Origin of the sequence: Paenibacillus sp. FSL M7-0802 (assembly GCF_038004945.1) — a bacterium.
GTDB classification, from domain to species: domain Bacteria; phylum Bacillota; class Bacilli; order Paenibacillales; family Paenibacillaceae; genus Paenibacillus; species Paenibacillus polymyxa_B.
This window is the reverse complement of sequence record NZ_JBBOSD010000001.1, coordinates 667,694-687,940: the sequence shown is the minus strand read 5'-3', so window position 1 is coordinate 687,940 and position 20,247 is coordinate 667,694. Positions and strand designations below refer to the sequence as shown.

Here is a 20,247-nt window from a genome sequence, read left to right as displayed (position 1 = left end):
CATTCACCGCCTTAGGAAAATGTGATGATAATTCATAACCGATTGAAAAAAAAAGAACCTTCGTTCCCGAGAACTTATGTTCTTATTTTAGTTTATTATTCCTTTTTTATCAAGGGGAAATTAACAAACATAAAAGGTTTGACATCTTGATATGAGCATGGTATGATCTATCTTGTCGCTAAGAAAGATTGATCTTTCGAGGTATATGACAACATATATGCGGTCGTGGCGGAATTGGCAGACGCGCACGGTTCAGGTCCGTGTGGGCTAACCCCCGTGGAGGTTCGAGTCCTCTCGACCGCATCATCTTATAATATACAGGTTCGTGAATTGCTTTTGTAGCAGTTTGCGGACCTTTTTGTATGCTTAAAAGATTTAAGTTGTTACCCAAGACCTGTGTCGAAGAAATCTCTCCGAAGCTATGAGAACAGGATAATAAGTCTACTGTTGGAATGACCTTATAAGCGCATTCCGGTGGATTTTTTCCCATTTCTATTATGAAGTCGATATTTTCACCTCTTCTATCTCTTTCTTTCCAGCCTTGCCATGCTTGATCTTATTTCAGTTCAATCTACTCAATATGCTTACCAATGGCTGTCGAAATTTTCCTAATTGAATCTACTAAATACGAGACTTTTGGAGGCGATTAAAAAATAACAAATAAAACAACTGCCGCTCGTGAGATGTAGCGGCAGTTGTTTAGAATTAACTACATGGAATTAACTGTATCAAAACTCAACATCTCTTTTTTTCTTGGAGCGCGCCCCTGCCAAACGAACAACTAGCGAAGCTACCACCAAAATTGCAGTTACTCCCACAAGGATAACAAAAAAGGATTGATCAAAAGCAGAACGGCCCGCATCTTTCAGTGCTTCTGCAGCCTGGGCAGGCAAACCCTCTGCAGCTATGAGCGCTTCATCCAGGCTGTCTTTCACATTCGCTGGAACGTGGAGTCCCGTAGGGACTTTCATAGCTAGGGAATACGCAAGAGTTGACATGCTTCCGATGATAGCAATCCCCGATGCTCCTCCCATTTCATAGGCAACTTCTTCAATCGATGCAGCCATGCCTGCTTTGTGTGCCGGGGCATAGTTCATAATGGAGTGAGATGCTGCTGTCATACCTGCTCCCAAACCCACACCAAGTAAAGCCAATCCAAGAATCTGCCCGGCCATGCCTGAATTAAATTGCGTGAGATAGATGCCCATTCCCAGACCGGCAATCAGAAGAGAGAAGCTTTTAATACGGATAACGTCATAGCGATGCAATATGGACCCGGTTAAGGGGCCGGCAATGAGAGATGCAATCGGTATGCTGATCGTGTACAGTCCTGCTTGGAGAGGCGACAGACCTTCCACCAGTTGAAGACGCTGGGTTACAATATATTGAATCCCCATCTGTGTAAATGCACCCACCAAGGCCGTTATAAATCCGGTGCTGAACCTTGTAATTTTAAATAAAGTAAGATCAATAAGAGGGCTAGCGCTTTTATTTTGACGACGGATAAAGATGATAAGTGCCAAGACGCCGATAACCGCACCTATTACGGCCAATATTGGAGACCCGTCACGACGAGCAAACTCTTTGATGGAATAGATGAGTCCCACCATGGCGATCATGATTTGGATGGAGCCGGTAAGATCCCATTTTTTCTCTTTATTGCCCGCATGTTTTGGAACATAAATCAGAGTTAATGCAAAAGCAATGATCGCAATCGGCAAGTTAATCAAAAATACAGAACCCCACCAAAAATGCTCTAAAAGAAGCCCCCCGACGATAGGACCTAGTCCTGCTCCTCCTGCAGAAACGGAGCCCCAAATGCCGATCGCGAATCCACGCTCGCGTTCATCTGTAAATGTAACCCTAATGATTGACAAGGTAGCGGGCATCATCATAGACGCTCCGACTGCAAGAAGAACCCGAGACGCCACCAATACAAAGGGCACGGGGGAAAAGGCGGCAGTAAGCGAAGCAGCAGCAAATACAAGCAACCCGAGGGTAAAGATTTTTTTATAACCCAAGCGGTCCCCAAGCGTTCCCATTGCTGGCAGCAGACCCGCCATAACGAGCGAGTAGCCATTGAGAATCCATAATTTTTCTGACGCTGATGCACCGAGGTCATGGGTTAAGCTCGGCAATGCGGTATACAGGATGGTCATATCCATCACAATAAGCAAAAGAGCGCTTGATACGATAGCCAGAACCAACCAGCGTTTGAATTTAGACATGTTGTTCCTCCGTGAATATAAATTTAAGTTATTACAATTTAAAACCTTAATCTATAGGGTTACCCTATAGTCAAGTGCTAATTCTCGGGATAAAATAGACATACTAAACTTCTAAAACATAACGGAGGAATGAGTTATGTCAAAAAGTCACAGCCCATACTTTACTACCAGTGAGCTGGCCAAGACTTGCGGAGTCACCAAACATACCCTGTTCCATTATGATGAGATCGGGCTCTTGAAACCAGAATTCACAAACTCAAAAGGCTATCGTTTTTACTCCATTCAGCAATGCTACGCGCTTGATATTATTAATGTGCTAAAGAAGGCGGGAAGCTCACTACAGGAAATCAAGGAATTTATTGAGAATCAGAATACGCCTCTGCTCATAGAGCTATTCAAACAGAAACTGCATGACCTTGAAGTGGAACGGATTAGAATAAAACGGATGCAAAGCCTATTGAAAGGTGCCATTGAAATGACGGAGCAAGCCAAGGGAGAGTTACACGATGGACCGTCAATAGAAGAATGTGAAGAGGAATATTTCATTGCCACACAACTGGAACAGGGTGATGGTGATAAGGAGTTTGCTCACAAATTAAATGAACATCGAGATTATTGCGAAAATCACTTTACTGATTATGAGTTTCCGATCTGGACCATTTTATCCAAGGATCGGTTTGAGTCAGGGGATTATTATTCCGATTATATTGCCAATAAGCTAAAGGCTCCGACTGTGGGAGAGAGAATAGTTACCAAACCCAAAGGCCTCTATGCTGTCTTAAATCACAGAGGATCATATGAAACAATGTCTGAAGCGTACTCCGTTATAAAAGAGTATATAGCGAGTAAAGGGATGACTGTGTGCGGGAGTGCGTACGCAGTGGATTTGCTCAACTATTTCGCAGAAAAAAATCCAGACGACTATGTAATACGGATATCGGTTGAGGTTTGTAAAGGGAGAAAATTTCTTTTATAAGGTTATCTTTTAAGATATGATAGAAAATAACGCACTTTATGATGAAGTTATTGAAAGGTTGGATGAAATATGGAGAAAGCAACTTTTGCAGGTGGATGCTTCTGGTGTATGGTGACTCCGTTTGAGGAGCAGCCGGGCATTCATGGCATTGTGTCAGGATACACTGGAGGAACGATTCCTGATCCGACCTACGAGCAGGTTAAAACAGGAACTACAGGTCACTACGAGGTGGTGCAGATTACTTTTGAGCCTGAGCTGTTTCCTTATGAAAAGCTGCTCGAATTATATTGGCCGCAAACAGATCCTACCGACGGGGAAGGTCAATTCCAGGACCGGGGTACACAGTATAAACCCGCAATTTTTTATCATACAGAGCAGCAACGTGAGCTTGCGCAACAGTCCAAGGAGCAGTTGGTACAAAGTGGACGTTTTGATAAGCCAATTGTAACGGAGATTCTTCCTGCTTCTATTTTTTATCCGGCAGAGGATTATCATCAGGATTACCACAAGAAAAACGTGAAGCACTATAAGGAAGATCGGGCCCAATCAGGCCGTGATGAATTTATTGATAAGAACTGGTAAGCGGCTTTAATATACGTTTCTACGCACGATAAGGCAGATCAGGGAGTATTCCATGGATCTGCCTTATACATATTTAGACGAGGTTACTCACACAATGAAGGGACAGAGAAGGAGGCTGACCCGCAATGAGTACACGACGGAAGCTACACATGAGAAACATAATAAAAAAGGCTTTAAAGGCATCTCGCGGCCGGAAAGAGCCAGCTTATGTATCTGTATTCCATTCAAGCTCTAAAATACGGAGAACCGTAGTACTCTGTATTTCGGTATGCATGTTATTCATGGTCTGTAGTACTGGTGTTGCAAAAGCATTAGACAAACAGGACGTGCCGCAAAAGATGGTTGCCGTCATTATCGACGATCTGGGAAATAATATGAAAGGGACTGAGCAAATTTTAAATTTACCCGTTAAGATTACCGTTGCTGTGATGCCTTTCCTGCCTACAACCAAGCAGGACGCTATGGAAGCGCATAAGCGTGGTCATGATGTCATCGTCCATCTTCCAATGGAACCAAAGCAGGGAAAGCCCGAATGGCTTGGACCCGGAGCAATTAAGACAAATATGACGGATGAAGAAGTACGCGCTAAGGTGACAGCAGCCATAAAGGATGTTCCTTATGCGATAGGAATGAACAACCACATGGGTTCCAAGGTCACTTCGGATAAACGCATTATGTCTATTGTTCTTGATGTTTGTAAGGAGCATGGACTATTTTTTGTCGACAGCCGTACTAATTATTGGTCAGTGGTACCTGAACTTGCCGCTAAAAAGGGAATGCCACCGGTACGCAATGATGTTTTCCTGGATGATGTCCATACACTCGCTCATGTGAATCGGCAACTTACAAAAGTGGTTGAGTGGCTGGACGAGCACGATACATGCGTAACGATTGGGCACGTTGGCGTGTCTGGCATGTATACATCCTCGGCTCTTCATTCATCGGTTCCCAAGCTAAAGGAGCACGCCAAATTTGTGGGTATTAGCGATTTGGTGCGTGCTGTATGGGGATGGACTGGAGACCCAGCCACCAACACTACCATGCCGTCAGATGCGCAATAATGCCTTCGGCAACAGCTTCAGCAATGCTTTTTTGACCGCGATCCCCGGAAAGCATGGCTCTGTCCTGTTCGTTACTGATAAATCCGGTTTCCACAATTACAGCGGGATGCTGGATTTTATTCAGAAGATAAAAGGGTTTTCCGTACACTGTTTCTCTATTCATGCAAAATAAGCGGTTTAATGAATGCTGAATCCGTTCAGCCAACAGATAGCTGCTGCCTTCATCCTGATACAGCACAATGGGTCCACGTTTTTCGGTACGTTTGGTCCAATTGACATGCAGGCTTACAACCAAAGCGGTGGGCAGTTGTTCTGTTAGACTTTTACGTTGAGCCAGGTCTTTAAGGTGCCGGGATTTGGACTGCAACCAACGGTTATCGTCACTCAGTGCGTAGTCCTTGTCCCGATTCAGGACAGCAGGGTAACCCTGGGAGCGTAAGATCAAGTACAGCTTTTGAGCAATGGCGAGATTGATATCTTTTTCCAAAAGCCCTTTGTGACTTGTTCCACCATCCACACCGCCATGGCCTACATCAATCAGGACAACGGGCTTGGCAAAAGCGTGATAGGACGAATGTACGTTGGATGGACCCTCTGTATACTTGTTCGGTTCGCTACTTTTCTCGTTGGGCTGAGCAGCTATATAGGTAAATGGGGCAAATACAGCACTGCAAAGGATGCATAGACTCAACCCCAGCCCTTTCAGCCATATCTTGTTTAACTTTTTTTTTCGCACGTTCTATTCCTCCAGTGGACGAATTGATTGTTTACTGAAAAACCATGCATAACAGACATCAAACCTAAAGCAACGTAGCTGCCTTCAAACATAACAATTAACCTTGAGGTAACCGTTATGTTGAAGATAGTATGTTCCATTTAAGGGAAACCATGCATAGTTATTCCCACAGGGGTTAGACCTTTTGGAAAATGAGCAAGCTAGTTGTATCTGCACCTAACGTGTAAATCCGATATTTCCAAGCAATGTGAATGGACATGATAGGGGCAGAATAGAGGAGGTCATGGAGGATGGCGAAGAGTGACGAACTGGTGACGTATATTACGCAGCGAATTGTTCGCTATATGGAAACGCCGCGTGATGTTCGGCGCAGTCAAAAACAAGCCAGAGAGCCGTGGGTGAGCAAATGGTTTGGCATGTTGCCTCTCGCTCTGAAAATGTGGATGAAATCCACACGCAGAGAACGAAGAGAGCGACACTAAACTCGCCAAAGAGACCACAAGAGGCATAGGGTATGCCATTTGAGGTCTCTTTTTGTGTTGTAGGTATCATTCCGAATCATTTTGCGTGTTTCTTAATAACTAAGAGTCCAAACGATAAAATTCACCAGCTGACAATAACTGTTTTAAGGGTACAAATCGGGACAGTCCATGATGGTAGGTTAACGCATATAAATTGGGTTGGGACGGATGATCTGGGGATACCCAGGATTGATACCCACTAATGGATAAGGGACCTCCAAAGGCAAAATTGATACCTGTGGCAGAAAATATAATACGCGGTGAAATACTCAGTGTATCCATAAATTGGGCTGTGTTACGGACAGAAAGTTTTTGCTTGGGTTGAAGCCAACCCAGATCGTCATAGGGATCAAAAGGAGCAGACGAGACCGTAACCGCTTGCGCCTTTGTTTTCAAAAAGGGTACAGATAAAGAGAATGCGTTGTTCTGGAGCTTATGTTTCCAACTCCCATCTGCCACTTCTACAGGTAACGGATCGCCAGTCACAGCATCAATACATATTTCGCTGCCTGTAGAGGAACGCACCAGCCAGTAGGCTAGTAGCGGTTCCTCATACATAGGTGTGATTTGCAGCTTGTCGATAGATGAAAGATCAGTATCTGTGAGCGACACCAGGGATTGACGAAGTACAGCCATACTATAAGGCCCGCCCGGACCATTCCCGTATTCGTTGAGTTGATATGCGCCATTGGAGTCTGAGCCGATAATCAGGTAGCCGATGTATTCTCCCGCACGGTTTACTTGAACAAGCCAACTATGGGTTCCAGGTCCGAGCGGATGATAGCTAAGCTCAGCATCTTTCCACGAGGCAAAAGGGGGCTGCGATGATAGGGATTGTACTGTGTTGTTCGCAGCCTGTTTTACGTCTGCGGGCACGCCTTGCTCCTCAGTAGGAAAACTTGCAGAAACGTCACCCGGGGAAGAGGTAACCGGACTCGTGAAGTTCAATGGAGGAACCCACGAGCTTTCGTTGTAGAGAGACACCGAGTTTAAATTGTTGCTTTGTGCGACTGAGGGAGCCGCATGAATGGAAGCGAACGGACAGACTGCGGACAGGCCGATCAGAACAGCTGCGATCATACCTATGCTATAGTGCCCGGAATGACTCTTATTCAATGTAATCCACCTTTCTGTCGGCTTGATTGCCCGACGGAGGCATTCTTTTTTTATCCAGCATACAGCCTGTCCGATAAAAAGACTGCTGCACCTTGTCGGCATAAATGTCGTATCCAGGTTCGTTTTTTGCTGTCGATACATAGGAGACATGTTTAACCAAACTTGTGGTTACAGCAGCGGAAACTGATGTAGGCTGAAGCAAGATGTTACAAGCTGACGATACCTCTGCAACTTTCCTGCGAAGGAGCGAGAGATATCGGTTACCGCAGATGAAATATCCCGCAGTTAATGGCGGATACGAGTACCTTTGGCTCATATTGCCATACCATTTCTTTACGGCGGGCTTGATGCTGCTCTGAAATGGCTTCTTTTTTATCCTCTTCCTCTTTCTGCTCTTTGATTAGATCATCGTAGTAGTGGTCAATAACCTCCAATTCCTCGCGCAATCGTTCCTTCGCCTGCTCAGCCCAACCATAATCTTGCTGACGGAGTTGTTCAGTGATGTAGCTTTCAAGCGAGGTGGAAGCTTCAGGGACAGATAGCTTGGCAGGCTGTACATGCATATTGCCCGCCAGCAGCGGGCTGAGCTGCCGGGTTTCGAGCATGGCGCCAAAATCGGTTACAATGGTGCCGCTTTTGAGCGAAATACCTAGCCACTGAAGTTCCTCACGCTTCAAATCGCAGGCGAATTCAATCTTATAGCAAATGCTGAGCCAAGCTTCATAGACTACGGGAGAGCGGGCAGACAGCTGACGGGCATCAGGCTGCTCAAACAAATAAACATATTTCCCTCCATCCCGTGCGGCTTCAAAAATTTGATGCAGCCGACGGCTTCCATATCGAAGCTCCTCCTGCAAAATACGTCCAGGTCCCAATTGTGGTAACGTCGGTACATGACCGAAGTAACGCCCCATGACCTGATCCTGTGCTGCGTTGCCTGATGCTGGAGTTGGTGGCGTATGATCCGCTAAACGTTCCTGTTCTGTGCGATAGGCTTCCCCATCAAAGATGAAAGTGAAGGACATCGTCTGCGCTGGAACGCCAGTACGCTCTACGTATCCCCAATAGTAGGGGCGGTTTGTTAAGGCTTTATCCGCTTCTGGAGAAAGCTTGACGGTTACATGGTGGGGCGACCTTTCGATGACACTACATCCGGTAGCTTCCAGATAGGTGTGGACAAAGCGCTGGACTTGCTGTGCATTCATGGTCAAACTAGCGACCTCCCTTCACACTGCGTCGAGCTTTGCCCGGAGGAACCGTATTGCCTGCTAAGCCTAATAAATCCTCGGTGTTTGGCTGGTCTGTGCGCAGTTGTTCCATTTCCTGTTTGATGGAATCCAGCGAGTGACCCAGATTTTGCATTTTTTTGCGAATTTCATCATCGCTACTGGATTCAAGCATAATTTTATACAAACTTTTTTCAATGGATTCTTTCTTCTCAAACTTCTCCAGAATAACGTCCAATCCGCCAATGACCATCTCAAACATATTTATCTTTTCATGCAGCAGATGCAGGATATGCTCCTCAATCGTTCCAGTTGTGGACAAGTTAAAAATATTAACATCATGCGTCTGTCCAAGTCGATGTACCCGTCCGATCCGCTGCTCCACGCGCATGGGATTCCACGGTAAATCGAAGTTAATCATATGGTGACAAAATTGCAGGTTAATGCCTTCACCACCCGCTTCGGTGGCAATCATGACCTGAATGCGCCCACGGAACAGATCCATCATCCAATCCTTGCGTCCACGGTTCATGCCGCCTCGGTAAGGAACAGCAGATAGGCCACGGTCACGGAAATAGTTCAGCAAATACTCCTGTGTGGCTCGGTATTCTGTAAAAATGATTACTTTTTCGTTCATCTGACGGATAAGCTCAAGCGCTTTTTCTGCTTTGGAATTGGCCTTGATCGCTTTAATGTGTGCAACCAAATCCCAGACACGATCGCGTAGAGGAGAGTCTGGAGCCATCTTTTTAGACAAATTGACCAGAGTCACGAACACAGCGTCCCGGCTGCTGCACACTTCCCGTTGAAGGGTGACGAGAGACAGCATGCTACTTAAATTTCCGCCATTCGCCTGGTATTGCTCTTTGACAAAAGAGGTCACCCCATCGTACAGCGCTTGCTCTTCCGGCGAAAGTTCCAAGTGAATGTTGGAAACATTTCGTTTGGTGAATTGAACCGGGCCTTCTCCGCGACGATTGCGGATCATGACTTTAGACAGCTCATCCTTGAGCTGATCTTCATTTTTAGGCAGACGTTTATCTACAACAAAGTTGGCTGAAAAATCGCCATGTCTTCCCAATTGACCGGGCTTGAGCAGTGTAATCAGGTTAAACAGCTCAGACAGATCGTTTTGTACAGGTGTTGCTGTCAGGAGCAAACAATATTTTTTACGCAGCTTCATAATGAACTGGTAGTTGGATGTCTTTTTATTTTTCAGCTTATGAGCCTCGTCTATAATGAGCAGGTCATAATCGGTATCTAGCAGGATGTTACTATGGGGCTCCCGCTTGGCGGTATCCATAGAGGCCACGACGACCTCGGAAGACCAAGAATACGCTTTCTTCTGGGCGACAGCGGGAATACCGAATTTGCTGTTCAGCTCACGCACCCATTGTAGGACCAGGGATGCGGGTACAAGAATAAGCACTTTGGAAGCCAGCCCGCGAACCAGATATTCTTTTAGGATCATTCCAGCTTCGATCGTTTTGCCTAGGCCGACTTCATCGGCAAGAATGGCACGTCCGGACATTTGAAACAGTACCTTCCGAGCGGTATCCAGCTGATGGGGTAGTGGAGTGAGGTCTTGCAAATGCTGTAGACATTGAAGCTCATCGAAGCTCGGCACCAGCTTGGCTTTTTCAGCCTCAATGGCCAGCTGATACAGATTCCAATCTCCCCAAGGGCCACCTTTGCGTAGGCGTTGGTCCAGCTCATCCTGCCAGCTTCGATCAAATTGCACCGGAACAGGCAGTGGCTCTTGATTGTGTATATGCGGGGAACTTGTCGATTTGGCTTTCATGATGATTCCCTCCCTCCTGGTAGTAGCACAGTTGAAGCTCTTGGTTCTGTCACATATGTGGCATCTATTTAGCACAGATCGTAGATGTAGTATGGACGGAAAAAGATATCTTCATAACAGGAGGGATGAAATCCTTTAGCTGCCTTCCATTAACTTTTGGAGTTTACTTTCCGTAGAGGTTTGCGCATTGGGGGTGTAAATGCTACAACGGAGATCAACACTGCCTTGTACCTGAAGAGAAGTCAGGTCAAATAGCATTTTGCCAGCCTTGGCATGTCGAAATTCAATGAGCACCTCCGGTGCGGAGCTTACTTCGCTCTGATTCCAAAGCTCGTTAAACTCTGGGTAGGCCTGGCTCATATTTTGTATAAATTGTGCATACCAGGGGTCTGTCACGTATTGCCCGTAATAAGCGCGGAAAATAGCAAGGAATCCCTTTACAAAGTGTTCCCAATTCACGGCTAGACTTTTAAACTCCTTTTTGGTGAATAGCAGTTCAATCATATTGCGTTGCTCATGGGGTAGCTCGGCAAAATCCATAAAAACATGAGCAGCAGCGGCGTTCCAGCCGACAATATGACAGCGCCGATCTGAAATAATAGCAGGGCAGTAGTGTAGCTCTTGTACGATCTTTTGCAGAGAGGGGGAAATGACGGCTTGCTCTGCAGGAGCAGGAAGGCTGTGAGACCCGGCTTCGATCGCCAAATCATACAAATATTTGCGCTCGTCTGTGTTCAACTGCAATGCGGCAGCAATAGCATCCAACACAGAGGCGGACACCTTAATATCTCGTCCTTGCTCCAGCCAGGTATACCAAGTCGTACTGACACCTGCCAGCTGAGCGACTTCTTCTCTGCGCAAGCCTGGTGTTCTGCGACGTGATCCTTGGGGGAGACCGACCATATGTGGGTGTAGGCGGGCTCTTTTTGTTTTTAGAAAAACAGACAGTGCTTCCAGACGTGCTTCCGTTTTCATAGGTATTTTCTCTCCATTCAATGGGTATATCCGAAGTGAGCAAATAAGGCGTTTACTATAGTAGTGTTCATTATACCAGGATAAACAAACACTTGTAATAGGATAAGACGAGGTTAAAATGAGGATTATAAGTAAGTCACCGAGCAGGAGGAATGAATAGCTTATGCAAAGAGTAGTGATAACAGGTATGGGTGTCGTTTCCCCACTGGGTAATGAAGTGGACACGTTGTGGAAGAATTTGCTGGAAGGCAATTCAGGTATACGTAAAATTGATACATTCGATGTGTCCGATTTGAAAGCACAAATTGCTGGACTGGTACAGGATTTTGATGCAGAAAAGCAATGGGGACGTAAAGATGCTAGACGAATGGATCGGTTTACTCAGTTTGCATTATATGCGGCAGAACAAGCGCTCAAGGATTCCGGTCTGGAACTGGATCATACCGATTTGGAGCGTGTCGGTGTTTATGTGGGATCGGGAGTCGGCGGTTTGGATACGTTGGTGGACAATGTAGATGTTCTGCTACATCGTGGACCGGGCAGAGTTAGCCCGACGCTGGTACCTATGATGATCTCGAATATGGCTGCTGCTCAAATTAGTATCGCGTTTGGAGCGATGGGACCTACGCTTTCACCCGTGACGGCTTGCTCTATTGGGAATACAGCAATTGGAGAGGCGTTTCGGACGATTCGTACAGGAGATGCGGATGTCATTTTTGCCGGTGGGGCTGAAGCGGCGGTGACTAGATTGGCCTTGGCGAGTTTCGCTAATGCGACTGCCTTGTCCACACGTAACGAGGAGCCTTCTATAGCAAGTCGACCTTTTGATCAGAATCGGGACGGCTTTGTCATGAGCGAAGGTGCAGGTATTCTGGTACTGGAGTCACTGGAACACGCTATCCGACGTGGTGCGGAAATCTATGGTGAGGTCATCGGTTATGGAGCCAGTTCGGATGCTTATCACATGGTTGCACCGCATCCCGAAGGAACCGGAGCTTACTTGGCGATGAAAGCGGCCCTTCGTTCGGCTCACATCTCACCTGAAGAAGTGGACGTGATTAGCGCCCACGCGACGAGTACGTCTGTCGGGGATGTCGCTGAGACCCTTGCAATCCACAAGCTTTTTGGTGATTATGCCTATCAGATTCCGGTTACTGCGAATAAGTCCATGCTGGGTCATATGCTGGGGGCTGCGGGCGGTGTTGAAGCGATTGCACTTGTGCAAAGCCTGCGAGAAGGTATCATTCCTCCAACCATGCATCTGGATAATCCAGACCCTGCTTGCGATCTGGATTATGTGCCTCACGAAGCGCGCAAGGTTCCACTAAATATTGGGCTATCTAATTCTTTCGGCTTCGGTGGTCATAATGCGGTTATTGTGCTGAAGCGCTACGAGTCATAATTTGTAAGGAGTTATTGAAACCTCAGGCATTCTATCCGGCTGGATAGAGCACCTGAGGTTATTTTAATCGAAGAATAACAGATTCATTTTAGATAAAAGATAGAGTAAGATGAAGGAAAACATTTGGAGGGACGTGAAACCATGATTTTAATCAGGAACATACAATCAGCAGACGCTGAAGCGTATTGGAATTTGAGACTGGAAGCCCTGCAAATGAACCCTGAAGCTTTTGGAACCTCCTATGAGGAAGCTGCACGAGTTCCATTATCTGATGTGGTGAAGCAGATACAAAATAAACGAGATCATTACATACTTGGTGCATTTACAAAGGATCATCAGCTGGCTGGTATGACTGGGTTTAGAAGAGAACAAAAAATAAAAACGCAGCATAAAGGAACGATTTGGGGAGTTTATGTACCATCGACCTACCGAGGTCAGGGGATCGCTAAAAAACTTTTATTGGAAGTCATCAGCCAAGGTAGAAAATTGGAAGGTTTGAAGCAAATTAACCTGAGTGTGGTAACTACCAATCAAGCTGCTGTTAAGCTGTATAGGAAGTTGGGATTTGAAACCTATGGTATAGAAAAGAATGCTTTAGAATATCACGGACAGGAATATAATGAGGAACTCATGGCTTATTTTTACTAAGGGTGAAAGGTTTTGAAAAAATGAAAATTGACCGATTGCTTTCTATCGTCATTTTGCTGCTAAAGAAAAATAGAGTACAAGCGAAGGAACTGGCTGATTTATATGAGGTTTCGATCCGGACGATCTATAGAGATATTGAAGCGATTAGTATGGCAGGTATTCCGGTGGTGACTTATCAGGGAGCCAATGGGGGAATCGGTCTGATGGAAGGATACCGTTTGGATCGCAGTATGCTGACGGATAACGATGTCAAGGACATTGTGATGGGGCTGCAGAGTTTGTCCTCGACGTTGGGCAGCCCCAATGTGTCGCGGTTACTTCATAAATTTGAAAGTATTATACCGGAGTCCGGGAAAGAGCGATTTAGTGTCCGTACCACACAGTTTATCGTCGATCATTCGGGATGGGGAAATCAAGCTGCACAGGAAGGCAAATTGAAAAAGGTGAAAGAAGCAATGAGCCAAGCGCGTACTGTCGCTTTTACCTATCGAAATGCGGAAGGAGCCATAACGGAACGGAATGTTGAACCGCATACGCTCGTTCTGAAAGGACAACAATGGTTTGTATATGCGTATTGTCCCGATAGGGAGCAGTTTCGTCTATTCAAACTCTCCCGCATGAGTGACCCTGTGGTTACAGAGACAGTTTTTGCTCGCAGGGACCTTTCTTATGAAGTGCTGCCGTGGAATGAGGGACGGATGGAGGCATCCAGAGCCGTACAACCATTTACGCTACAATTTAACCGTAATTCAAGGCATTTGGCGGAGGACTGGTTTGGCGTAGAAGCATTGACCGAGCAGGAGGAAGGGATCTACACGGTTTCGGTCCCGTTTCCCGAGGATGCATGGGCGTACGGATTTATTTTAAGCCTGGGACCGGATGTGGTTGTCAAGGAACCAGCCCATTTGCGAGACAAGATTCATAAGATGGCGCTGAGTATTGCGTCTAATTATGAAGAAGTTCGGGAATCATCTTAGATTAAGTAAAACAAACCTGACCCATAGTTGTCAGGTTTGTTTCGTTATACTGGTGGCATACCTGATATCAGTTAGCGAAAGGGGATTTACGAGGATGGATAAAGCTTGTCAAAGTTGCGGGATGCCGTTGGAGCATGAGGACCAATATGGAACGGATGCACAACATCATAAAACGGATGAGTATTGCAAGTATTGTTACAAGGAAGGCGAATTTGTACAGCCTGAATTGACTATGGAGGGAATGATTCAGCAGTCTGTGCCTTTCCTGGTAGAGAAGGGGATGCAGGAAGAAGAAGCGACTTCGATGCTGCGTAATTACCTGCCGTTTTTGAAACGATGGCGGTCCTCAGAGGATACGGGGCTTACACTGGATGGACCCATTCGGGAAGAATATCGAGGTGAGATCCGTTTGATTGGGTTGAAAGCACGTACAAGTAATCAGAATGAACAAACATCTCACGGGATCATTCCAAACATGTGGGAACGTTTTTGGAGTGAGGACGTGCCTGGTCGGATAAAGGAAAAAGCAGGACATGCTTCTGTCTATGGTTGCTATACTGACTATGAAAATGGAGCTTTGGGCGAGTATACATTTTTTATCGGGAAGGAAGTGGCTGTTGATTTCCAGACTCCTGACGATCTTGAAGAACTTGTCATTCCGGCTGCACGCTATGCTATTTTTCAGGCAACTCAGGAACCTTCTTCTGTCTTCCGTGTATGGCAGACGATTTGGGAGTGGGCTGCCATGGGACAAGGGGAGCGGACATACACAGGTGATTTTGAAGTGTATGGCAGTCCAGATGAACCTGTTTTGATTTATATTGCAATCAAGTGATGATTTTGTCGTGACAGAAGAGAACCGCCTGGCCATTATTGTGGACCAAGCGGTTTTTTCTGATTCAATCAATAGCAGTCTCCCCATCAAGTTGAACGTCGAGTTACAGCCCAAAAGATGAGAGCCAGAGCACTGACACCAGCTCCTAATAGACACACCCCGTTCCATCCGGCATAGATGTACATATGAGTGGAAGCAATGGCCCCGGTGGCGCTACCGATGGAATAAAATATCATGTAGCCTGCAGTAAGTCGGCTCCGTGCCTCAGGGCGAACATTGAAAATCAGGCTTTGGTTGGTGACATGTACAGCCTGTACGGCCAAATCCAAAAGTATTACGCCAAGAACTAAAGCGAACAGAGAATGCTCGGTGTAGCGGATAGGTAACCAGGATAGCAGCAATACAACTAGTGCGATACCCGTCGTCCGTTGTCCCAAGCCCTGATCGGCAAGACGCCCTGCTCGTGCTGCTGCTAATGCCCCGGCGACTCCAGCCAGGCCAAAGGCTCCGATGGCTGTATGTGAAAGAGATAGAGGCGGGGCACTGAGAGGTAACACAAGCGAAGTCCACAATATGCTGAACGCCGTAAAAATGAGCAGCGCAAGGACAGCACGAATACGCAGAATTCGTTCTTGCACGAACAGTACGATAACCGAGCGGAGCAGTTGCGGATAGGAAAGTGTCACACTTGTGGGTTCGTTCTTTGGCAACACCCGCAACAGAGCTACAGCCATAAACAGCGTAAGTATAGCAGAAACAAGGTAAACTGAACGCCAGCCTGCCAGATCAGTTAATACACCGGCCACGGTTCGTGCCAGCAGAATGCCGATAACGACTCCACTGGTCACCAGACCTACGATACGCCCACGTTCAGTCGGATTAGCCAAGGTAGAGGCGAAAGCCACGAGTGTTTGAGTGACTACAGCCAGCAGTCCAATCATTGCCATTCCCATAAGCAGTATTGTACGGGTAGGAGCAAAGCTAACCACGATTAGTGCCAGCACGGATAGCAGCATTTGCCCTGTAATCAGTCGTCGTCGATTCAAAAGATCGCCAAGCGGGACGAGCAGCAATAATCCCAACGCATAACAAATTTGCGTGATGGTAATGACCATGCCTACCGATGAGTGCGTAATGCCAAATTCGTTTGCCAGCGCATCCAGCAATGGCTGTGCATAGTAAATGTTAGCGACAGCCAGCCCGCAGGCTATGGCAAACAAGAGTGCCACAGATCGGGACAAGGAGGGAATGGGGGCTGTTTCGGCAGCATTTGCTACCTTTTGATGAGGGAGGAGTACCGCTTTTTCTTCTGACGTCTTCATTTTCACATACCACGTCGCTTTCTGTAATTTACATACCGTTGAGTATAATATACCGATTGGTATGTAATGAATTTAGGTCAATATAACTCGTGCAAATATAAAATGTCAAGAGTTTATCATGTACATATTTGACAGTTTCTTTTCCTGATCATACAATCTTAATATACTGAACGATATGAAAAGAAGGAGCTGCTTATGGTTCGACCACGGGAATTTGATGAAGATCAAGCGTTGAATGCAGCGATGCAAATTTTTTGGGAAAAAGGATTCGAGGCTACATCTTTAAGCGATTTAACCTCCAAAATGGGAATTCAGCGCCCTAGCATTTACGCTGCTTTTGGAGACAAGAAGCAATTATTCGAAGCCGCGCTGCGCAAATATACGCAATCCCACGCTGCTTATGTACGCTCTAGACTACAAAGCAATTCTTCTGTAAAAGAAGCGTTTTACAATTTTTTTGGAGGAATCGTGGCAGAAGAGTACGAGGATGGGCCTAATAGGGGATGCTTTTGTATCAATACGATGGTAGAATTAGCCCCTCATGATGAAAGATTTGAAATTTTAACCAGAGAACATCAGATGTATCTTTCTGCCGTCTTTCAGGAAACCCTTGAGCGCGGTATACGATCAGGAGAGCTGGAGGCTAGCATGGACGCACGAGCTCTGGCCCATACGATGGTCTCTTTGTTAATCGGGATTACCGTGATGATGAAATCACGTCCAGCGCGCTCTTTTGTAGATCAGGCGGTTGCGACTTTACTTATATTACTGGATGGGAAATAGAGATGAAGGGAAGAAGCAGGGATGCCACAGATAAAGGCCGTTCAAACCCCGATTGGAGCATTGTATGGACGAGATGCGATCTATTTGGACCATGTGCATATGAATTATTCGAAGAAGGAGCTAGTTTTGAAGGGAGAGATTAATGGGGGGCTGGCAGCGGAAGCAACAGATGGTTTTGTGCCCTACGAACTGATATTCACAGAAGTCTACTACTTCAACATGATTGAACTGGACGTTGCTTTGCACCTGTCTGATCGGGAATATACGCAGGGCAGCAGCTTTGATGAGCTTACAGATACGCCGTTATTGGCTACAATAGCAAGTGCACGGGGGAAAAATCTAAAGCACCTTATGCTGAAAACCTATGACGATATAGTAGAAATTGCCTGTGGAGACTATAAGATGACTATATAAACGGTTGATTTTTAGAAGAGGAGCAGGATCAATGGATACCCAAATTGAACTATTAAACGTGACTGTATGCTGAATATGTTATTCATACTGTCGGTCCTGTGTGGAATGGTGGCGACCATCGGGAAGAGGAGCTATTGGCGAAATGCTACCATAATGCACTCCAATTAGCTTTAGAACTGAATGCACGAAGCATTGCCTTTCCGAACATCAGCTGAATGAGAGAATACATGCGTGGAAATTAGGGGGGATCATGAATGCATGAGGAGCAAAACCAGGAACATTGGCCGGTGTGGGCTACGGAGCCTGTAAAAATAGTGAATGCTGATCCTGCCTGGTCAGAGCAGGGCTTAAAGGTCATTCACCAGTTGCGGGAGTTATTACTGCCGTTTAAGGTGACGGAAATCGAACATATAGGAAGCACGGCAATTCCCAATCTTTCCGCTAAGCCCATTATTGATATTATGGCAAAATTAGAATCTTGGGATCAACTGGAACAGGTCGTATCTGCTTTACAACCAGCAGGCTGGAACTATGTTCCACCTGAATTGGACGGTCGGGAATGGAGAAGATTTTTGGTTAAAGTGGAACAGGATCAAAGAAAGGGACATCTGCATCTCATGCTGAAATCTGATGAGCATTGGGATCAGCAGCTATTGTTTCGGAATCGACTTCGTGAACAGCCTGAGCTGATTCAGCAATATGATGTATTAAAAAGACGGCTGGCGATGGAAAATCAGCATGATCGTGAAGCATACACGGAGGCCAAGACTGATTTTGTGCAAAACGTTCTGAATACCGGACATCCTAAAGATTAGGACGACCGGACTCCTGGATACTTTCCGACCAAGCGCCGAAATCTCCGACATTTGTTATTGCCGTGTAGGGGAATGGCCGGAAGGCTTGCCAGCACACCAGAAAAAGCTTATTCAGAAGCTGCTAAAGTAACTTTCATCCAGTACTCATGTTCATTTCATGATAGGAAAAATCGTATTTATAGACGTTTCAAGAATACGCTGATGCGTTCCAAAGCCATTTCCAACTGTTCTCGTGATGATGCATACGAGCAGCGGATAAAGCCCTCGCCGCCTGGGCCAAATGCGGAACCGGGTACAGTAATGACTCCTTCTTCTTCCAGCAACCGCTTGGCAAACTGCTCTGAGCTTAACCCTGTGTGCATAATGGAGGGAAAAGCATAGAAGGCACCGTTTGGTTCGTGACATGGCAGTCCTGTCTGACATAGGCCTTCAACGAACCATTTTCTACGCAGATTGTAGGATTCCATCATACGATCTTTTTCCTCCAGCCCGTTACGCAGGGATTCAATTGCGGCAATTTGCCCGATAATAGGAGCGCACATGGCGGTATATTGATGAATCTTCAGCATAGCTGAAATCAACTCTCTTGGGCCGCACACGTAGCCGACCCTCCAGCCTGTCATCGCAAATGCTTTGGAAAAGCCGCTGATGAGCAGGGTGCGCTCTTTCATTCCCGGCAGAGCAGCGAAGCTTACATGCTTCTGTCCATAGGTCAGTTCAGCATAAATTTCGTCTGATATGACGACAAGATTATGCTCCTCAACCAGGCGGGCAATCGGTAGCCAATCCTCATAAGTCATCACCCCACCCGTCGGATTATTTGGATAACAGAGAATAAGCACTTTGGATCGTGGAGTCAGCTTGGCTTGGAGTGCCTCAGCTGTCAGCTTGAACTGCTGATCCGCAGAGGTTTCAACCGTTACGGTATGTCCTCCGTTCAGAAACGTGATGGGTGAATACGAAATATAACATGGAGCCGGAATGAGTATTTCATCGTGTGCGGTGATCAGGGCGCGTAGTGCCAAATCCAGTGCTTCACTGCTGCCAATGGTAACCATGATTTCATCTGTCGGGTTGTAGGATGTGCTGAAGCTGCTCTCCAGATATCCGGCAATCTCCTCACGAAGCTCGGGAAGACCAGCATTCGGTGTGTATGATGTTTTACCATTTTCCAGTGCTGTGATACAGGCCTTTCTGACATGTTGAGGGGTTACAAAGTCAGGTTCACCGACACCAAGCGATACAATATCTTTTCTGCCTGTACTATATTCGAAAAACTTACGGATGCCTGAAGGTGGCATTTCCCGTACAGCTGGAGTCAAAAAATCGGTTATTGATACTGCTGTCGATACATTTGTCATGATGATTTCCTCCTTTTTAAAAAACAAAAAAACCCGCCCCTGTAAAAGGGACGAGTTTATACCCGTGTTACCACCCTAGTTTCATTCCATAGGAAATGACACTCTGTTCACGTATCCATCAATACGTGTTCCGGTTAACGCTGGAAAGGCGGCAGAGCTTACTTCAGGTTCAGCCCGCTTCTCAGAGATGGCGTTCGGCTACCCTCGGAATGTTGGCTTTCACCTGCCCCAACTCTCTGCAAATCCGCTGTATAGCTTACTCGTTCTCGTCATTGAAATTTGTTACCGTATCAAGTTAGGTGTAATTATAAGCACAACATTTCAGGATGGCAAGTCTTTTTTTTATAAACTTTAAAGACACATCATCATCATTGACGACTGGAAAATAACGTATATAGTGGTATCAAGGGGATTGTGCCCCAGATTTCAATGTGTTATATGACTATATTGCCAGAGAGGAATGGTATC

The 20,247-nt window shown here is 46.1% G+C and carries 19 protein-coding genes, 1 tRNA gene, 1 pseudogene and 1 other annotated feature; of the genes and pseudogenes, 13 read left to right on the top strand and 8 right to left on the bottom strand.

Annotation, left to right across the window (positions count from 1 at the left end; genetic code table 11):
- Positions 1–219: 219 nt before the first annotated feature.
- Positions 220–303, top strand: a tRNA-Leu gene (locus tag MHB54_RS03450).
- 425 nt (positions 304–728) lie between these two features.
- Here the strand turns inward: MHB54_RS03450 and MHB54_RS03445 are convergent.
- Complete coding sequence (locus tag MHB54_RS03445) at positions 729–2,228, bottom strand: MFS transporter (protein WP_023988047.1); 1,500 nt, start codon at positions 2,226–2,228, stop codon at positions 729–731.
- A 136-nt stretch (positions 2,229–2,364) separates the two neighbouring features.
- Between MHB54_RS03445 and MHB54_RS03440 the strand changes: the two genes are divergently transcribed.
- The 3 genes from MHB54_RS03440 (at position 2,365) to MHB54_RS03430 (ending at position 4,847) form a co-directional block, all read left to right on the top strand.
- Positions 2,365–3,204: a MerR family transcriptional regulator gene (locus tag MHB54_RS03440; protein ID WP_023988048.1), complete on the top strand. Its 840-nt coding sequence runs from the start codon at positions 2,365–2,367 to the stop codon at positions 3,202–3,204.
- Positions 3,205–3,273: 69 nt separating this feature from the next.
- A complete protein-coding gene (gene msrA / locus MHB54_RS03435; protein WP_028542807.1) occupies positions 3,274–3,786 on the top strand; it encodes a peptide-methionine (S)-S-oxide reductase MsrA in 513 nt (170 codons plus the stop codon).
- Between the two features lie 125 nt (positions 3,787–3,911).
- Positions 3,912–4,847: a divergent polysaccharide deacetylase family protein gene (locus MHB54_RS03430; protein WP_264453914.1), complete on the top strand. Its 936-nt coding sequence runs from the start codon at positions 3,912–3,914 to the stop codon at positions 4,845–4,847.
- Here MHB54_RS03430 and MHB54_RS03425 read toward each other — a convergent pair.
- Positions 4,822–5,583, bottom strand: a complete 762-nt coding sequence (locus tag MHB54_RS03425; RefSeq protein ID WP_028542805.1) for an N-acetylmuramoyl-L-alanine amidase — start codon at positions 5,581–5,583, stop codon at positions 4,822–4,824. The two genes, MHB54_RS03430 and MHB54_RS03425, sit on opposite strands and share 26 nt — an antisense overlap.
- Before the next feature lie 290 nt (positions 5,584–5,873).
- On the opposite strand from MHB54_RS03425, the gene MHB54_RS03420 reads away from it, so the two are divergent.
- Positions 5,874–6,065 (top strand): YqzE family protein, encoded by a 192-nt coding sequence (locus MHB54_RS03420; RefSeq protein ID WP_023988052.1) that lies wholly within the window; start codon positions 5,874–5,876, stop codon positions 6,063–6,065.
- 99 nt (positions 6,066–6,164) lie between these two features.
- Here MHB54_RS03420 and MHB54_RS03415 read toward each other — a convergent pair whose 3' ends face one another.
- From MHB54_RS03415 to MHB54_RS03400, 4 genes are all read right to left on the bottom strand, one after another.
- Complete coding sequence (locus MHB54_RS03415) at positions 6,165–7,220, bottom strand: hypothetical protein (protein WP_076294908.1); 1,056 nt, start codon at positions 7,218–7,220, stop codon at positions 6,165–6,167.
- Positions 7,221–7,480: 260 nt separating this feature from the next.
- A complete protein-coding gene (locus MHB54_RS03410; RefSeq protein ID WP_053325174.1) occupies positions 7,481–8,431 on the bottom strand; it encodes a YqhG family protein in 951 nt (316 codons plus the stop codon).
- A 1-nt stretch (position 8,432) separates the two neighbouring features.
- Positions 8,433–10,247, bottom strand: a complete 1,815-nt coding sequence (locus tag MHB54_RS03405; protein ID WP_023988056.1) for a DEAD/DEAH box helicase — start codon at positions 10,245–10,247, stop codon at positions 8,433–8,435.
- Between the two features lie 135 nt (positions 10,248–10,382).
- Entirely contained in the window at positions 10,383–11,222 is an 840-nt protein-coding gene (locus MHB54_RS03400; RefSeq protein ID WP_023988057.1) for a helix-turn-helix transcriptional regulator, read from the bottom strand.
- A gap of 163 nt (positions 11,223–11,385) precedes the next feature.
- Between MHB54_RS03400 and fabF the strand changes: the two genes are divergently transcribed.
- From fabF to MHB54_RS03380, 4 genes are all read left to right on the top strand, one after another.
- Positions 11,386–12,624, top strand: coding sequence for a beta-ketoacyl-ACP synthase II (gene fabF, locus MHB54_RS03395; RefSeq protein ID WP_023988058.1), 1,239 nt, complete (start codon positions 11,386–11,388; stop codon positions 12,622–12,624).
- Between the two features lie 141 nt (positions 12,625–12,765).
- Positions 12,766–13,272 (top strand): GNAT family N-acetyltransferase, encoded by a 507-nt coding sequence (locus tag MHB54_RS03390; protein WP_023988059.1) that lies wholly within the window; start codon positions 12,766–12,768, stop codon positions 13,270–13,272.
- Positions 13,273–13,292: 20 nt separating this feature from the next.
- The gene (locus tag MHB54_RS03385; protein WP_023988060.1) at positions 13,293–14,249 is read left to right on the top strand and encodes a helix-turn-helix transcriptional regulator; all 957 of its coding nucleotides are present in this window, start codon (positions 13,293–13,295) and stop codon (positions 14,247–14,249) included.
- Between the two features lie 94 nt (positions 14,250–14,343).
- Entirely contained in the window at positions 14,344–15,084 is a 741-nt protein-coding gene (locus MHB54_RS03380; RefSeq protein ID WP_028542800.1) for a zinc ribbon domain-containing protein, read from the top strand.
- Between the two features lie 86 nt (positions 15,085–15,170).
- On the opposite strand, the gene MHB54_RS03375 is transcribed toward MHB54_RS03380, so the two are convergent.
- The gene (locus MHB54_RS03375) at positions 15,171–16,406 is read right to left on the bottom strand and encodes an MFS transporter (RefSeq protein WP_023988062.1); all 1,236 of its coding nucleotides are present in this window, start codon (positions 16,404–16,406) and stop codon (positions 15,171–15,173) included.
- 195 nt (positions 16,407–16,601) lie between these two features.
- Between MHB54_RS03375 and MHB54_RS03370 the strand changes: the two genes are divergently transcribed.
- The 4 genes and pseudogenes from MHB54_RS03370 to MHB54_RS03355 all read left to right on the top strand — a co-directional run bounded on the left by MHB54_RS03370 (position 16,602) and on the right by MHB54_RS03355 (position 18,418).
- Complete coding sequence (locus MHB54_RS03370) at positions 16,602–17,189, top strand: TetR/AcrR family transcriptional regulator (RefSeq protein WP_023988063.1); 588 nt, start codon at positions 16,602–16,604, stop codon at positions 17,187–17,189.
- Positions 17,190–17,210: 21 nt separating this feature from the next.
- Complete coding sequence (locus tag MHB54_RS03365; RefSeq protein ID WP_023988064.1) at positions 17,211–17,603, top strand: hypothetical protein; 393 nt, start codon at positions 17,211–17,213, stop codon at positions 17,601–17,603.
- Between the two features lie 62 nt (positions 17,604–17,665).
- Positions 17,666–17,815 (top strand): annotated as a pseudogene (locus MHB54_RS03360) (macro domain-containing protein); the annotation flags it as partial.
- 42 nt (positions 17,816–17,857) lie between these two features.
- On the top strand, positions 17,858–18,418 hold the full coding sequence (locus MHB54_RS03355; RefSeq protein ID WP_023988065.1) for a GrpB family protein: 561 nt from the start codon (positions 17,858–17,860) through the stop codon (positions 18,416–18,418).
- A gap of 176 nt (positions 18,419–18,594) precedes the next feature.
- Here MHB54_RS03355 and MHB54_RS03350 read toward each other — a convergent pair whose 3' ends face one another.
- Positions 18,595–19,779: an aminotransferase class I/II-fold pyridoxal phosphate-dependent enzyme gene (locus tag MHB54_RS03350; protein WP_023988066.1), complete on the bottom strand. Its 1,185-nt coding sequence runs from the start codon at positions 19,777–19,779 to the stop codon at positions 18,595–18,597.
- Between the two features lie 43 nt (positions 19,780–19,822).
- Positions 19,823–20,061 (bottom strand) — a binding site (T-box leader).
- Positions 20,062–20,247: the final 186 nt, after the last annotated feature.

Bases quoted from the DNA above. Each gene is read 5' to 3' on its own strand.
- MHB54_RS03445 (WP_023988047.1), bottom strand. From the start codon at position 2,228: ATGTCTAAATTCAAACGCTGGTTGGTTCTGGCTATCGTATCAAGCGCT.
- msrA (WP_028542807.1), top strand. From the start codon at position 3,274: ATGGAGAAAGCAACTTTTGCAGGTGGATGCTTCTGGTGTATGGTGACT.
- MHB54_RS03405 (WP_023988056.1), bottom strand. From the start codon at position 10,247: ATGAAAGCCAAATCGACAAGTTCCCCGCATATACACAATCAAGAGCCA.
- MHB54_RS03365 (WP_023988064.1), top strand. From the start codon at position 17,211: ATGCCACAGATAAAGGCCGTTCAAACCCCGATTGGAGCATTGTATGGA.
- MHB54_RS03385 (WP_023988060.1), top strand. From the start codon at position 13,293: ATGAAAATTGACCGATTGCTTTCTATCGTCATTTTGCTGCTAAAGAAA.
- MHB54_RS03355 (WP_023988065.1), top strand. From the start codon at position 17,858: ATGCATGAGGAGCAAAACCAGGAACATTGGCCGGTGTGGGCTACGGAG.
- MHB54_RS03390 (WP_023988059.1), top strand. From the start codon at position 12,766: ATGATTTTAATCAGGAACATACAATCAGCAGACGCTGAAGCGTATTGG.
- MHB54_RS03370 (WP_023988063.1), top strand. From the start codon at position 16,602: ATGGTTCGACCACGGGAATTTGATGAAGATCAAGCGTTGAATGCAGCG.
- MHB54_RS03400 (WP_023988057.1), bottom strand. From the start codon at position 11,222: ATGAAAACGGAAGCACGTCTGGAAGCACTGTCTGTTTTTCTAAAAACA.
- MHB54_RS03375 (WP_023988062.1), bottom strand. From the start codon at position 16,406: ATGAAGACGTCAGAAGAAAAAGCGGTACTCCTCCCTCATCAAAAGGTA.
- fabF (WP_023988058.1), top strand. From the start codon at position 11,386: ATGCAAAGAGTAGTGATAACAGGTATGGGTGTCGTTTCCCCACTGGGT.
- MHB54_RS03350 (WP_023988066.1), bottom strand. From the start codon at position 19,779: ATGACAAATGTATCGACAGCAGTATCAATAACCGATTTTTTGACTCCA.
- MHB54_RS03430 (WP_264453914.1), top strand. From the start codon at position 3,912: ATGAGTACACGACGGAAGCTACACATGAGAAACATAATAAAAAAGGCT.
- MHB54_RS03440 (WP_023988048.1), top strand. From the start codon at position 2,365: ATGTCAAAAAGTCACAGCCCATACTTTACTACCAGTGAGCTGGCCAAG.
- MHB54_RS03420 (WP_023988052.1), top strand. From the start codon at position 5,874: ATGGCGAAGAGTGACGAACTGGTGACGTATATTACGCAGCGAATTGTT.
- MHB54_RS03380 (WP_028542800.1), top strand. From the start codon at position 14,344: ATGGATAAAGCTTGTCAAAGTTGCGGGATGCCGTTGGAGCATGAGGAC.